General features: G+C 41.1%; 13 protein-coding genes. 4 read left to right on the top strand and 9 right to left on the bottom strand.

What is annotated here, in order from left to right; translation table 11 throughout:
* Position 1: 1 nt before the first annotated feature.
* Together GBN19_RS00230 and yccS are read left to right on the top strand one after the other, a co-directional pair.
* Positions 2 to 547, top strand: coding sequence for a superoxide dismutase family protein (locus GBN19_RS00230; protein ID WP_151776751.1), 546 nt, complete (start codon positions 2 to 4; stop codon positions 545 to 547).
* A 75-nt stretch (positions 548 to 622) separates the two neighbouring features.
* On the top strand, positions 623 to 2,761 hold the full coding sequence (gene yccS / locus GBN19_RS00225) for a YccS family putative transporter (RefSeq protein ID WP_151776750.1): 2,139 nt from the start codon (positions 623 to 625) through the stop codon (positions 2,759 to 2,761).
* A 41-nt stretch (positions 2,762 to 2,802) separates the two neighbouring features.
* Here the strand turns inward: yccS and craA are convergent, their stop codons facing one another.
* From craA to GBN19_RS00205, 4 genes are all read right to left on the bottom strand, one after another.
* Complete coding sequence (craA, locus tag GBN19_RS00220; RefSeq protein ID WP_151776749.1) at positions 2,803 to 4,029, bottom strand: chloramphenicol efflux MFS transporter CraA; 1,227 nt, start codon at positions 4,027 to 4,029, stop codon at positions 2,803 to 2,805.
* A gap of 215 nt (positions 4,030 to 4,244) precedes the next feature.
* On the bottom strand, positions 4,245 to 5,009 hold the full coding sequence (locus GBN19_RS00215; protein ID WP_151776748.1) for a nucleotidyltransferase domain-containing protein: 765 nt from the start codon (positions 5,007 to 5,009) through the stop codon (positions 4,245 to 4,247).
* Position 5,010: 1 nt separating this feature from the next.
* A complete protein-coding gene (locus GBN19_RS00210) occupies positions 5,011 to 6,357 on the bottom strand; it encodes an AbiH family protein (RefSeq protein ID WP_151776747.1) in 1,347 nt (448 codons plus the stop codon).
* Positions 6,358 to 6,433: 76 nt separating this feature from the next.
* The gene (locus GBN19_RS00205; RefSeq protein ID WP_151776746.1) at positions 6,434 to 7,843 is read right to left on the bottom strand and encodes an FAD-binding oxidoreductase; all 1,410 of its coding nucleotides are present in this window, start codon (positions 7,841 to 7,843) and stop codon (positions 6,434 to 6,436) included.
* A gap of 89 nt (positions 7,844 to 7,932) precedes the next feature.
* On the opposite strand from GBN19_RS00205, the gene serA reads away from it, so the two are divergent.
* On the top strand, positions 7,933 to 9,165 hold the full coding sequence (serA, locus tag GBN19_RS00200; protein WP_151709273.1) for a phosphoglycerate dehydrogenase: 1,233 nt from the start codon (positions 7,933 to 7,935) through the stop codon (positions 9,163 to 9,165).
* 83 nt (positions 9,166 to 9,248) lie between these two features.
* Positions 9,249 to 10,157, top strand: a complete 909-nt coding sequence (locus tag GBN19_RS00195; protein WP_151709272.1) for an EamA family transporter — start codon at positions 9,249 to 9,251, stop codon at positions 10,155 to 10,157.
* A 33-nt stretch (positions 10,158 to 10,190) separates the two neighbouring features.
* On the opposite strand, the gene GBN19_RS00190 is transcribed toward GBN19_RS00195, so the two are convergent.
* The 5 genes from GBN19_RS00190 to trmD all read right to left on the bottom strand — a co-directional run bounded on the left by GBN19_RS00190 (position 10,191) and on the right by trmD (position 14,089).
* The gene (locus tag GBN19_RS00190; protein WP_151709271.1) at positions 10,191 to 10,637 is read right to left on the bottom strand and encodes a hemerythrin domain-containing protein; all 447 of its coding nucleotides are present in this window, start codon (positions 10,635 to 10,637) and stop codon (positions 10,191 to 10,193) included.
* A gap of 176 nt (positions 10,638 to 10,813) precedes the next feature.
* Positions 10,814 to 11,581: a sulfite exporter TauE/SafE family protein gene (locus GBN19_RS00185; protein ID WP_151709270.1), complete on the bottom strand. Its 768-nt coding sequence runs from the start codon at positions 11,579 to 11,581 to the stop codon at positions 10,814 to 10,816.
* A gap of 19 nt (positions 11,582 to 11,600) precedes the next feature.
* Positions 11,601 to 12,506: a tRNA pseudouridine(55) synthase TruB gene (truB, locus tag GBN19_RS00180; RefSeq protein ID WP_151776745.1), complete on the bottom strand. Its 906-nt coding sequence runs from the start codon at positions 12,504 to 12,506 to the stop codon at positions 11,601 to 11,603.
* 167 nt (positions 12,507 to 12,673) lie between these two features.
* On the bottom strand, positions 12,674 to 13,042 hold the full coding sequence (rplS, locus tag GBN19_RS00175; protein ID WP_111893677.1) for a 50S ribosomal protein L19: 369 nt from the start codon (positions 13,040 to 13,042) through the stop codon (positions 12,674 to 12,676).
* Positions 13,043 to 13,336: 294 nt separating this feature from the next.
* Complete coding sequence (trmD, locus tag GBN19_RS00170; RefSeq protein ID WP_151709269.1) at positions 13,337 to 14,089, bottom strand: tRNA (guanosine(37)-N1)-methyltransferase TrmD; 753 nt, start codon at positions 14,087 to 14,089, stop codon at positions 13,337 to 13,339.
* Between the last annotated feature and the right edge of the window lie 10 nt (positions 14,090 to 14,099).

Here is a 14,099-nt window from a genome sequence, read left to right as displayed (position 1 = left end):
TATGCGTCATTTTATTCAGCTTAGCTGCTTATGCTTACTCGGTTCAGGCTTCATGATAGGTTGCCAGTCCCTATATTCTCAGCATTCATATCAAAAGAAAGTCAAAATCCATGCTGTTTCGACTCAAGGTATTAGTCAAAAAATAGGGACTGTCCGTTTAGAAGATTCAGCACAAGGTTTAGTGATCACGGTTCATTTATCTAAACTGCCTTCGGGGGAACATGGCTTTCATATCCATGAAAATGGCTCATGCCAAGCTGCTGAACGAAATGGCAAACTCGGTGCTGCTTATGCTGCAGGCAATCATTTTAATCCTGATCATGCCAAATATCATGGTACAGCACTAACAGGGCATTTAGGTGACTTGCCCGCGTTACAAGTCGACTCCAATGGTAATGTCAATCAAAGCATCATTGCGCCTCGACTCAAGCTCAGTGACGTTCAAGGGCTTGCGATTATTGTCAATGCAGGTGAAGACAACTATGCGGATACAGCAATCCTCTCAAGTCGGGGGAGCGAGCATATTGCTTGCGGTATTATTCAATAAAGTGCTTGGGCAATTGACAGTCGAATAAAAAAAGTTCAGTCTAAACTTCGACATAATCACCTAAAAATCAATGACGTGAATAGCTTCTATACCCTGCTTCAGCGTTACCAAAGCAATGCATTGATCATGTATTGCTTGCAAATGTGTATTGTGCTTACCGGTACGACACTTGGTTTATATTATTTGCACTTGGGACAATTTATTGTCCCTGTGACCCTTGGCACCATTGCCGCAGCATTAACCGATTTCGATGACCGACTCACCATTCGTCTGCGTAATCTGCTCTATGTCTGTATTCTGTTTTTTACGACCAGTACCATTTTAGAATTACTGCATCCGTATCCCCTATTATTTATCAGTTACTTATCTTTATCGAGTGCAGGTTTTATCTTGCTCGGTGGCTTAGGGCAACGCTACGCCAGTATTTCCTTTGGGACGGTATTACTCTCGATTTATACCATGTTTGGCTTGGGCGAGCCTCATGTCTGGTACTGGCAGCCTAGCTGTTTTGTATTGGGAGCCATGTGGTATGGCTGTGCTGCCATTGTGTTTTATCTACTCAAACCCACACTAGTGGTACAGGATTATCTCTCGACCAGTTTTCAGCAAATTGCCAAACTTCTACAACTCAAGTCCAAACTGTTCGACCCCGATCACCAGCATTTGGTCGAACAATTACTCTTTGATTTATCTGTACAAAACTCAGCAGTCGTGCAAAGCCTGAATCAGACCAAAGCCGCTTTACTGACCCGTTTAAAGGCCTCCCGTGCCAATAAAAACACCATTTACTGGCTACATTTGTACTTTCTCGCACAGGATATTCACGAACAGGCGACCTCGAATTATTTGCATTATGAACACATCCAAGCCAATTTTAGTCGTAGTGATCTGATCTTTCGTATTCAGAAAAATATTCGGATGAATGCACTGGCATGTGAGCAAATTTCCCAGTGTGTTCTCAGTCGACAACCTTATGTGGTCAATTCTGAACATAGTTTAGCGCTTCAACAGTTAGAGCAATCCATGCATGACTGGGTACAACTCAATCCAAGTAATGTTGAAGTTAAAAATTTACAGCTCATTTTAAACAATCTGCACAATCTGCATCAGCAACTTTTAGCACTGAATCATTTGCCTGAACAGACTACAACGCTAGATGATCATCTTAATCTTTTGGATGATGATATTCAGGACTGGCATGATTTACGGCTCAAACTCAAACAGCATTTAAGTCCACAGTCTGCACTATTTCGCCATGCTGTACGGATTGCAGTCGTGTTTGTGGTGGGTTATGCCATTTCCCTCCTGCCATTTGCACGCAATGGCTACTGGATTTTACTGACCAGTTTATTTGTCTGTCAGATCAGTTACTTTGCCACCAAGTCGCGTCTGAAAATGCGTACTTTAGGCACACTCTCTGGGGTACTGTGTGGTATTCCGATTTTATATTTTGTGCCGAGTGTTGAAGGGCAATTGTTGCTGACGGTGATTTGTGGAGTGTTGTTCTTTTATCTTCGGGTCAAAAAATATTCGATGGCAACCCTCATGGCAACCCTGATGGTGTTATTGATTTTTAACATTAAAGGTGCGGGCTATGAAATTATCTTACCTCGTATTATTGATACACTACTTGGCTGTGCCATCGCTTGGCTAGCAGTGAGTTTTATCTGGCCAGACTGGAATTTTAGAAATATTTCCAACAACATTAAAAACTCAACTCAAGCGACACTGGCATATCTCGATGCAGTCATGACACAGTACCAATATGGTAAGCAAAATGATTTGAGTTATCGTGAAGCACGGCGCTTTGCGCATAACAAGCAAATTGAACTGTCTGCCATGATTTCGAGTCTTAGCGCAGAGCCGCATCCGAACCCGACTTTGATTCATCATGCTTTCCGCTATTTGGTCTATAGCCACAGTCAGCTCAGCTATATTGCTGCGTTAGGCAGCCATCGTGAACAGGTGCAAGACCCTGACATTTTGCAATTAATGCAATGGTGTCAACAGACCTTAAATGCTGTTTTACTGCAACAGCAGCCCTTGCCTGACACTGAAATCCAAGTAAAATTGCGAGAGATTAAAACACTTAACCAACAGGCAGATGTTTCTGATCATTTATTACTGATCTTAAAACAGATCAGCTTGTTATTAGAAACCTTGCCTGAACTGCTTCATCTCAGACAGCAGTTATTAATACAAGAAATTAAGTAAAATCAGCCCGAGCCACTGCTCGGGTGATTCATAGCCAAAATTTAAAATGAACCCGATTGCTGACGCTGTTGCATCAAACTTTTCAAGATTTTTCGTGGAAAGGTAAACCATAACCCAAGCAGTAACAGACAACTCCCAGAAAACGCAATCAGATGAACCTGCGTGTACAGCCAACGTACCGCTTCAATCACCACAAAAAAACTCAGCATCAACAACATCGACACGGCTGCGGCAACAGTGCCTTTTGATACGTCAGAGGACATCAGCGCAAAACGATACATCACAGAAAAACAGATGCCTTCGCCAAAACTGATGAGGGTCATCCCAATCAAAAGCAACGCCAAAGCATAGTGTGGCAAAAATACGGCTGCCAATAGACAAAAAGCACCGCCCAGCATAATCGGAACACCGATAAAAATAGTTCGCCCTAAAGCAAAACGGTCAATAATGCGAATCAGCAACATATTACCCACAATCAGTCCCATAAATACAGGGAATTGCGACAAGCCATAAGCAAAACTACTCAGTTTGAGTTCTTCAACCAACATCACAGGTGATAAAGCAATCCACAGCATTAGCGGCATATTGACCAAAGGCAATGCCAAACTCAAACCCAAGAACTGCGGATTACGATAGACCCGCTTAAAATCGTCCAGTAAATAGATAAAGGGTTGGCGGCTTACACTCTGCTGCTGCCGTGGCATTTGACTATTTAGACCAAACCAACTCAGCCCCGCCAACATCGCAATCGCAACAAAACCCCAGTGCCACGACACATAATCAATGAGAAATGCGCCAAGTACAGGCCCAAGTAATGGCGCAAGCAAGGAAATATTTGCCATCAGTGCCATGACTTTAATTGCATCACGTTCAGCAAAACTTTCTTGAATCGCAGCATAACCCACCGCTGAAATCACGGTCAGTCCAATGCCTTGTAAGAAACGCATGGCTAAAAACTGCTGTATGTTTTGGGTCAGTAAAATCAACAGGCAGCACAGCGCAAAAAATAGCACGCCTGCCAGTAGTACTCGCCTACGTCCCAATCGGTCGGACAGTGGTCCAAGTAACCAAGCCACACTCGCCCCACCAAGTAGGTAAAACGACATTGAAGACGGTGCCCATGTTGCACTGACAGAAAATTCTTGGGTAATTGCCAACATGGCAGGTTGAATCAGGTCATTACCCATATATACGGCAAATTCAAAGAGAACCAGTGCCAGTGGAAACATCAGCGTTGAACGATTCAATGTTTTTGGAGTCGGTTGCATGGTTTCTTCTTCAATAATCTGTCATGCCGAACTGTCAACCAGTCGACTTATGTCATGAAATAATAATCAACAAAGAATGCACTATATTTACAACGTGCTCAAAATCAGATGATAAAAATATAGAGTGTTATAGCGCACACCATAACATTTTTTGACTAGATGGTCGAGAAAGATCAAATTGTGGCAAGGCAAAACTTGCCACAGGCTCAGTTAAATCAGCCATAAAAATGCTGTTTTAAGTGTTGGCTATAATCGGTTAAATACTGATCTAGTTGCTCACGCCGATTGGCTTTTGGCATGCTTTGCGCTGCCAATTGTGCTTGCTTAAACTCTAACTGCTTTAAAATTTCTGTTTGCTCATCCTGCGAAAGCACGGCTTTTTCTTTCTGTTGTTTTTTGATCTCTAAGTAATTTTCCGCCCACACGCGTAGCGGATCATTTGGATCAATTTGGGCAAACAAATCGGTGATCAGCAATGCAGGCATACTTTCCTGTAGTGCCAGTTCAGCCGACAATAACCCACGAATCGAGTAAAACACTTTTTTATAGGTAAAATTATCGGCAACTTGCATGACTTTCATGCCATTTTCAGCCAAAGATAAATAGTGATAATACAAGGCACTGTAGTCAATTCGTTCTAGCAATCCTTGTTTAAAGCTGTTCCATTCAGGCACAACATTGAGATATTCGATATGTGCCCTTACCCACTCCAAAACAGTTGGGTTACTTTTTGCCAAAAGCTCGAACATTTTATCGAGGTCATAGGACACAAAATCAAAATCACCATCCATAATTTCGATCAAATCTCGATGTTTCTTATAATCAAAATATTGAGCTTTGCTAGGTAAATGAAAACCACGAACATCATAATCGCTGTCAGGGCTTGCCATGCCCCATAAGCGGCTACCACTCTCAATATAAAACAGCGGAATATCTTGGCATTGTTCAAAAAGTTGTTGGATATTTTTTTCGATGTTCATGTTATGACTCGTTTTTTGCTAGTTCTACGGGCTGAATTTGATTCAGTTGTGCAACATCAGGATTCGGTTTAAATATAAGCCAACCTTGTTTCATCCAATGTTCGACTTTTTCCTTCTTCAAAATATGTAAAAGATTGGCTAATAGGGAAAACTTTGCTGTGTGATTAAAATAAAAAACTATAACCCGAACATATTGATCTTCATCTTGATTAAATGAAAAAATCTCTTGAATATAGTCTTCATCTGAAACATCTAATGAATGTCCCCAGATATTTATCTGGATTATTTCCCCTTCCCTCATACTACTAGGATTAACTAAATTATCAAATTCTTCATTATGATTTAGAAAGCCATAATTTGTGTTTTTCATTAATTTCTGATGATATTTAGTAAAACCATAAGCCTTGATTTTCTTTAATGTTTTCCCCTTTAGTTCAGATACTCCAAGCACCATATTTTGCTTTTCACCTGATTTTCCATGTAAAAAATCAATTTTCGTAGCTTGATTATAAAAATCCAAATATGTTTGGGTATAGTTAAATGAGTAAATCTGATCAATTTTGTTCAAGTCATATTGATCTGATTTTAATGGCTGAAAAGCACTTTTTGGCTTAAGTTTTTTAACTACTTCCTCAAGATAGAAATTAAATAATTCAATAAAATCTTCTAGTTGATCATTTAAGTAACTTAAGAATGATTCTGCATTAAAGCCATTTTCGATATTTCCACCATGATAATAAACATTATTTAGTGATAAAGGATGAATTGCTTTTTTATATGAAATTAAATTAAAAAACTTTAGAACCCTTAAATCACTATTTCTAATATTAAAACCATCTTTATTTACATTATTCAAATATTTATTAATTACTTTAGGATTATTAAAAGAGCTAATTTCAGTAATAAAACGTGCCAATATCATTAGGACATCTTCAATTTTAGTTTCAAAATCAATCCAAGTCTTAATTTCCTCAACATGATTTTTGAAATATTGATACCAACAATTCAGTTCTAAACGATACTGCAACTTCAAAACATTTTGATAAGATAATTCAATTTGATCTGTTAGATAAAATTCTTTCGTTTTTTCAATAAATTTAGGGTCACGTGTTTTAGAAAATAATTCATCAAAATTCATTTGATATTTAGCGTTATTAGCATCTTCCCTTTTGGCAAAAATTTTATCTATTTCTGTCATCCATTCATCTACTGTATGAATCGATAAATCTGTTACTTTTTCACCTGTATTCTTTTGTTCAATAGCCCCCATCACATCCATAAAATGATCGTATTTTGTTGGTAAGTAATGCGACAAATCAAAGCCATTGCCCACAATTAAAATATTCATTGTTATCTATTCTCAATATAAAAAAAGCGCATCTTTCGATACGCTTTTAGCAGAATTTTTTCTATTCAATCAAGTCTTAAAGATCAAATAATTTGCCTGGGTTCATTAAACCATTCGGGTCAAATACTTTCTTCAAAGCTTTCATATATTCGATTTCTTCAGCAGAACGGCTGTATTGTAAATATGGCTTTTTGGTCATCCCCACGCCATGTTCAGCCGAAATTGAACCATTGTATTTTTTCACGGTATCGAACACATATTTGTTCACCACCTGACATTTGGCAAAGAATTCATCTTTGCTCAAATCCGCAGGTTTTAAGATGTTCAAGTGCAAGTTCCCGTCACCAATATGACCAAACCAGCAGATTTCAAAATCTGGGTAATTTTCAGTCACAATCGCATCAATTTCTTTAATAAATGCAGGGACATGAGTAATTAACACTGAAATATCGTTTTTGTATGGAATAAACGGCGCAATCGACTCCGAAATATCTTCACGTAAACGCCATAAGCTGTGGACTTGATCTAGGCTTTGGCTCATCACACCGTCAAGCACCCAGCCTTGTTCCATGCAGTGCTCAAAGATTTCCATGGCTTTTTCCATGATTGGCTCGTATGGCGCTTCAAACTCAAGCAACACATAGAATGGACATGGCGTTTCAAATGGACGTTGTACATGACCATTGTCTAAAACTTTTTGCATCGCAAGTTCACCAAAGAACTCAAATGCAGTCAGGTCAATCTTGCTTTGGAATGCATGTAACAATGGCATGATGGCATCGAAGTCAGGGACACCGAGTACCATGACTTGCAAGTCTTGTGGCTGACGCTCAAGTTTGATTTCAGCTTCCGTCACCAAGCCCAAAGTCCCTTCACCACCAATAAACAAATGCTGAAGCGCATAACCTGTTGCGTTTTTGATCATGCCTTTGTTGAGGTGCAGAATATCGCCTTTACCCGTCACAACAGTCAGACCCAACACCCAGTTACGGGTCATGCCGTATTTAATCACTTTAATACCGCCAGCATTGGTGCCGATGTTCCCGCCAATCTGACTTGACCCTGACGATGCGAAATCGACTGGATAATACATGCCTTGTTCTTCTGCATAGTTTTGCAGTTGTTCTGTCACTACGCCTGCTTGTACACGAACCATGCGATCTGCGGGGAAAAATTCCAGAATCTGGTTCATCTTGTCCATGCTCACCACGATTTCACCGTTGGCTGCAACTGCACCCGCTGACAAACCTGTACGACCACCCGATGGTGTAATTGCGACATTGAACTGATTCGCAAGTTGAACAATGGCCTGAACTTGTTCGGTACTCGATGGAAATACCACGACAGAAGGATTTGGGTCAAAGTGCTTAGTATGGTCTTTACCCCAATTTTCTAAGCTATCGGCATCAGTTTTGATGCGATTTTCACCTACAATGGCCGTCAGTTGAGTCAGTAAGTCAGGTGATAAAGCGACAGAAGCATTCATCGTGTACACGCCTAGCAAGAAATAAACAAGTTGTTGCTCACTATGTTATCATATTGCGACCAAATTTGGCCTTATGTAGCGGAGCGGTAATGAGCCAACATCTATCACTACCTAAAGATAAAATTCGTTTCTTATTGTTAGAAGGTGTGCATCAAAATGCCATCGACACTTTAAATGCTGCGGGTTATACCAACATCGACTATCGTAAAACTGCGCTTGAAGGCGAAGCTTTAAAAGAAGCTGTTCAAGATGCACACTTTATTGGTATTCGTTCTCGTACACAATTGACTGAAGAAGTGTTTGCAGCAGCAAACAAATTGATCGCAGTCGGTTGCTTCTGTATCGGAACAAACCAAGTCGACCTTAAAGCGGCAATGAGTCGTGGTATTCCAGTATTTAACGCACCATATTCAAATACACGTTCGGTTGCTGAACTTGTTCTTGCAGAAACTATTCTGTTACTTCGTGGCGTGCCAGAGAAATCTGCAAGCTGTCACCGTGGTGGCTGGAACAAATCTGCGAATGGTTCTTTCGAAACTCGTGGAAAAACTTTAGGTATTGTTGGTTACGGTTCAATTGGTTCGCAACTTTCTGTACTTGCAGAAAGCATGGGTATGCACGTGATCTATTACGATGCAGTCACTAAGCTTCCAATGGGTAATGCACGTCAAGTTGGTTCTTTAGACGAATTGCTTGAAACTGCTGACGTGGTGACACTTCATGTTCCAGACGTTCCATCTACACGCAACTTCTTCGGTAAAGCTCAATTTGCCAAAATGAAAGAAGGTGCAATCTTCCTGAACGCTGCACGTGGTACATGTGTGGTGATTGAAGATTTGGCAGATTCGATCAAAGCAGGTCACATTGCAGGTGCTGCGGTTGACGTGTTCCCGAAAGAGCCTAAAGCCAATGGTGAAGAATTTGTTTCTCCACTTCGTGGTTTAGACAATGTGATCTTAACACCACATGTGGGTGGTTCAACCATGGAAGCGCAAGCCAACATCGGTTTAGAAGTGGCTGAGAAATTTGTGGCTTACTCTGACAAAGGTATGACGCTTTCTGCGGTGAACTTCCCAGAAATCGCATTGCCAATGACTGAAGGTAAACACCGTTTACTTCACATCCACAAAAACATTCCGGGTGTATTGTCAAAAATCAACAACTTGTTTGCTGAGCAAGGCATCAACATTTCTGGTCAGACTTTAATGACTAAAGGCGATGTTGGTTACTTGGTGATGGATGTTGACGCGTCTGCATCTCACGAAGCACTCGAGATGCTGAATCATGTTGATGGTACAATCCGCGTTCGCGTATTGTTCTAAGCTTCAACACCCCAAAAGCCGCAGCCCTGTGTTGTGGCTTTTTTTATTTTTAATTTTTTATCAATTAGTTAAATTATTCCAACATGGGCTTTTTAAAAAATAATACGACGGTTCAATCCATTGCCCTACTTATGGTTGCCATTGTCAGTGTACAAACCAGTGCTTCACTGGCGAAAACCTTATTTGCAACATTTCCCGTACTCAGTATCTCCGCGCTCAGACTGCTGTTCGGGTTTATGTTGCTGGCAATCTTTTTTAAAATTTGGCGGGTCGCATGGCAGCAAATTCGCTGGGCATCGATTATCGGTTATGGCTTGGCTTTAGCAGGCATGAATGCCCTGTTTTACTTGTCCCTGCATCGCTTGCCTTTAGGAATTGCCGTTTCCTTTGAATTTATTGGCCCGCTGAGTGTGGCTTTACTGCATGCCAAGCATCGTTACGATCTAGTTTGGGTCGGTTTAGCAATTTTAGGTCTAGTCTTGCTTTTTCCGTGGAGTCAGACAGGTCAGGCACTTGACCCTGTAGGAATTGTCTTGGCGATTGGGGCAGGTGCATGTTGGGCAGTCTATATTTTAACGGGAAATCGCCCATCAGGCATTTCGGGCAATCATACCGTGTGCTTGGGTATGTTCATCGGTTCTTGTGTACTGCTGCCGATAGCACTGTGGATGGGCACACCTGTCACCGTCTTACAGCCACCTTACTTGCTGTATTTTATTGCTCTGGCATTTCTCGCCAGTGCGCTGCCGTTTTCGATGGAAATGGTGGCATTACGCCATTTAAGTCCGTTGGTTTTTGGGACATTGACCAGTCTAGAACCTGCCTTTGCGGCACTTTCAGGGGTCTTGTTTTTATCGGAACATCTGCTTTGGACACAATGGCTGGCACTCGCCACCATTATCATTGCATCGATTGGTTGTACCTACACCACCCAACGCGCCAAGCAAAAAGTGGAACAGCAACTCAATTCGATCAAATCAGATCAGAGATAAGAAAGTGGCAATGACTGCCACTTTTATCTATTTTTAAGCATTTTCAATTTTATATTTTTGATATTCATTCAGATACTGTTCAGCCAGTTCCTGTTTCTTCTGTGCCGTTAAAATTTTACCTGCCTGCTGAAAAAAGCGCTGTTCCTCTTCTTGTAAATGATGATGAACCACATCACGCAATTGTTTTGCAATGCCTAACCAGTGTGGACTACTCATTTGCATTTCTTCTAATTGTTCAACAAGTTCATCCATTTTATGATGCTCTGCCAAGGCATGACGCGTAATATCAAGCCCTGTATCATCAAACATCAATGGAATATATAAATAACGATCCTCTGCAACCGAATGTGCCCATAATTCATTTTTAAGTGCAGCAAATAACACCTGACGCTCCTGATGATCACCATGTGTTGCTGCTAATTGTTGTGCTAAATGACGTTGTTGTTCATGGCTCTGACGTAAAGCTTCAAAAATATTCATATAAAATTATTCCTATTTTTTTCAATGAAATCATTTACTTCTTAATCAGTATATTTTTTAATCACCCATTAGTCGGTTTTATTCTTGTTTTAAACTGTATGTCGTTGTCATCAATCATGACAGGATATGTAAAGCATTTTACTCAAATGTGACGAGTAAAATGCCAGTATCATTTATCATGACGTTACGGTTTGATAACCAATACGGCAAATCAGTACCGTGACCAGAACCAAGAAAATCTTACGTACAAAGCCGCTGCCATATTTCATCGCAACACGCACCCCGACCACTGAGCCTGCCACATTGGCAACCGCCATCATCAAACCAATATGTAAAATGGCATGACCTGTGGGAATTAAAAAACTCAGTGCAGCAAGGTTGGTCATAAAGTTGCCAATTTTCGACAACGCAGAAGCATGCAGAAAATCCACACCCAAAAAACGAATGAAGAAGAAAATAAAAAAGCTGCCTGTCCCAGGGCCAAAAATTCCGTCGTAGAAACCAATCAACAAGCTGCCAATCGCAGCCAACACCAAAAGTTTCGGGGTAATATGTAAATCAACCGCGATCTGTCCAAAACTTTTTTTCATAAAAGTATAAATGGCAATCACAATCAGCATCAGCAACACAAAAGGACGCAATACAGATTGGGGAATCAACGACAAACATGCCGCACCCGCAAATGAGCTGATGAGCGAACAAATCCCAATTACAATCAGCAATTTCCACTGCAACTTTACTTTGCGGGCAAAGGTAAAGGCTGCTGACCCTGTACCAAAAATAGAAGAAACCTTATTGGTTCCGATTACCGTAGCGGTCGCCATGTTGGGGAAAGTACTCATAATCCCCGGAATCTGAATCAGCCCGCCTCCACCAACAGCAGCATCAATTGCCCCTGCGGTAAATGCAAAACCAATCAGACTTAAGATCGTTATCGTGTCCATACAGTAATCATCACTTTTCTCATAAATGCAAAACTCGCTTAGGAACTAAGCGTTTTTTATCGGTAATTTGGGCCAAACCTAAACAGCGTTCGCCATCAAAGACCAAAACTTGCTCTGCTGCTTCATGGTCAATATTGCTTTCCAGCCCATTACAGAAATATTTGCTACGTCCCTCAGGAATCTGAACTTGTGGAAAATGCTCCACAGGTGCATATGCTGGCAACAACAATGCTTCACGTTCAGCCTTAGTTAAACTTTCCAAATATTCCAAGGTGTAGCTCGGAATCAAATCAAAAGGACCTGTTGCAGTACGATGCAATGCACTTAAATGCCCCCCACAGCCCAGTGCCTCGCCAATATCTTCCCCCAACACACGAATGTATGTACCTTTAGAGCAAATCACATCTAAAGTTAAGCTGTCTTCTGTAAATTCAATCAGTTGTAATTGGTAAATCATAATTGGACGTGGCTCACGCTCAATCACAATCCCTTGACGCGCCAATTCATATAATGGCTTGCCATGTTTTTTTAATGCCGAATACATCGGTGGAATTTGCTGAATATCACCACGAAACTGTTCAAGTACCTGTTCAATTTTGTCTGTTGTCAGTTCAGGTACCGCACGCTGTTGTAAAACCTCACCTTCCACATCGCCTGTGGTCGTGGTTTGCCCAAGCTTCACTGTGGTTTGATAGCGCTTGACTGAATCGAGCAAATAATGCGAAAACTTGGTCGCCTCACCCAAACAGATGGGTAACAACCCTGTCGCCAAGGGGTCAAGTGCCCCTGTATGCCCTGCTTTTTCTGCCCGATACAACCAACGCACTTTTTGTAATGCGCCATTCGAACTAATCTCAAGAGGTTTATTGAGTAGAAATACACCACTAATTGGACGGCGCTGGATTTTAGGCTTAGCAACAGACATAGGAAAAATGGTGAACAAAAATGACACGCCATCTTAACAAAAGCTTAAACAATCTTCAGCACAAGAATGCCTGTATTCTCAGCAGATGAATTTTTATTGTTTGAGCCAAGTCACACGCATAAAAAAATGCGCCAATTGGCGCATTTTCTTGACTCAAATAAAGCGAATTACGCTTTACGAGCTGGTAATTTTTCACGAATACGTGCAGCTTTACCAGACAAGTCACGAAGATAGTAAAGTTTCGCACGGCGAACATCACCACGACGTTTAACTTCAATTTTAGCAACGATTGGAGAGTGAGTTTGGAAAACACGCTCAACACCAACACCGCTAGAAATTTTACGAACTGTAAAAGCTGAGTTTAAACCACGGTTTTTCTTCGCAATTACAACACCTTCAAAAGCCTGAAGACGTTCACGGTCGCCCTCTTTTACTTTTACTTGCACAATGACAGTGTCACCTGGAGCAAATGCAGGAAGGTCAGATTTTAACTGTGCGTTTTCAACAGCTTGAACTAAAGGATGCTTACCGCTCATGAGGTATCTCCAATATATGTGGGTCAGAAGAGGTCTGAAATCCACTGGGTATAGAGGCTAAAGCGCATAGACCCGATTATCTTTCTCTTTATGCTTGACCACTTCAATGCACAAAGAGCCTATTAAAGAAGACATAAACTCAAGTTTAAGTCCCGAATTTGAAGCAATGCTTCAAATTTATGCATAGATCAACGCATTGAATATGTGTTCATCTTTGCAAAGAAGTACAACTTCTTATCTGGTGTTCAAGGAAAGCGTTAAATGCTCGATTTCCTTGTACAGAAGCAAAGACTCTTAATCTTTGCTCTTTTTTTGCTCATCTTTAAGCCATTTTTTTTGCTGCTTGCTCAACTCAACTTGCTCGACCAGCTCAGGTCGACGCGCTAAAGTCCGTTGATAACGCTGCAAAAAACGCCATTTTTCAATATTGGCATGATGTCCAGATTTAAGTACCTCTGGCACATCTAGCCCTTCGAAATGGTCAGGCTTGGTATATTGTGGGCAGTCTAATAGACCATCCACAAAAGAATCTTGTATGTGAGATTGTTCATCTGACATGGCATCGGGTAAACGTCGAATAATGCTATCGAGCAAGACCATTGCAGGAAGTTCACCACCAGATAAAACGTAATCCCCAATCGACCATTCTTGATCTACATATTTCTGGATTAAACGCTCATCTACCCCTTCATAACGTCCACACAGCACAATCAAACCATCGTAATCGATAAAGTTTTGCACGGCATGTTCATTTAAGGTCTTTCCTTGTGGCGACATATACACCACAGGAACTTGAACTGCTCCCGCTTGCTCTGCAAGCTGTTTGGCATGACGAATTGCTTTTGCCAAAGGCTCAGCCATCATCACCATACCTGGGCCACCACCAAACGGACGTTCATCCACGCGTTTGTAGTTACCCTCAGCAAAATCACGCGGATTAATACAAGTCACTTGTACAATGTCACGCTTTGCTGCACGTCCGCTAATTCCGTAGGCTGTAATCGCTTCAAACATTTCAGGAAAAAGCGTAATGACTGCAAAAAACACCGCAGACTCC

Origin of the sequence: Acinetobacter brisouii (genome assembly GCF_008993995.1) — a bacterium.
Lineage (GTDB): Bacteria > Pseudomonadota > Gammaproteobacteria > Pseudomonadales > Moraxellaceae > Acinetobacter > Acinetobacter brisouii_A.
This window is presented reverse-complemented; position numbering and strand designations above follow the sequence as displayed.

Bases quoted from the DNA above. Each gene is read 5' to 3' on its own strand.
- GBN19_RS00230 (WP_151776751.1), top strand. From the start codon at position 2: ATGCGTCATTTTATTCAGCTTAGCTGCTTATGCTTACTCGGTTCAGGC.
- craA (WP_151776749.1), bottom strand. From the start codon at position 4,029: ATGCAACCGACTCCAAAAACATTGAATCGTTCAACGCTGATGTTTCCA.
- GBN19_RS00215 (WP_151776748.1), bottom strand. From the start codon at position 5,009: ATGAACATCGAAAAAAATATCCAACAACTTTTTGAACAATGCCAAGAT.
- GBN19_RS00210 (WP_151776747.1), bottom strand. From the start codon at position 6,357: ATGAATATTTTAATTGTGGGCAATGGCTTTGATTTGTCGCATTACTTA.
- GBN19_RS00205 (WP_151776746.1), bottom strand. From the start codon at position 7,843: ATGAATGCTTCTGTCGCTTTATCACCTGACTTACTGACTCAACTGACG.
- serA (WP_151709273.1), top strand. From the start codon at position 7,933: ATGAGCCAACATCTATCACTACCTAAAGATAAAATTCGTTTCTTATTG.
- GBN19_RS00195 (WP_151709272.1), top strand. From the start codon at position 9,249: ATGGGCTTTTTAAAAAATAATACGACGGTTCAATCCATTGCCCTACTT.
- GBN19_RS00190 (WP_151709271.1), bottom strand. From the start codon at position 10,637: ATGAATATTTTTGAAGCTTTACGTCAGAGCCATGAACAACAACGTCAT.
- GBN19_RS00185 (WP_151709270.1), bottom strand. From the start codon at position 11,581: ATGGACACGATAACGATCTTAAGTCTGATTGGTTTTGCATTTACCGCA.
- truB (WP_151776745.1), bottom strand. From the start codon at position 12,506: ATGTCTGTTGCTAAGCCTAAAATCCAGCGCCGTCCAATTAGTGGTGTA.
- rplS (WP_111893677.1), bottom strand. From the start codon at position 13,042: ATGAGCGGTAAGCATCCTTTAGTTCAAGCTGTTGAAAACGCACAGTTA.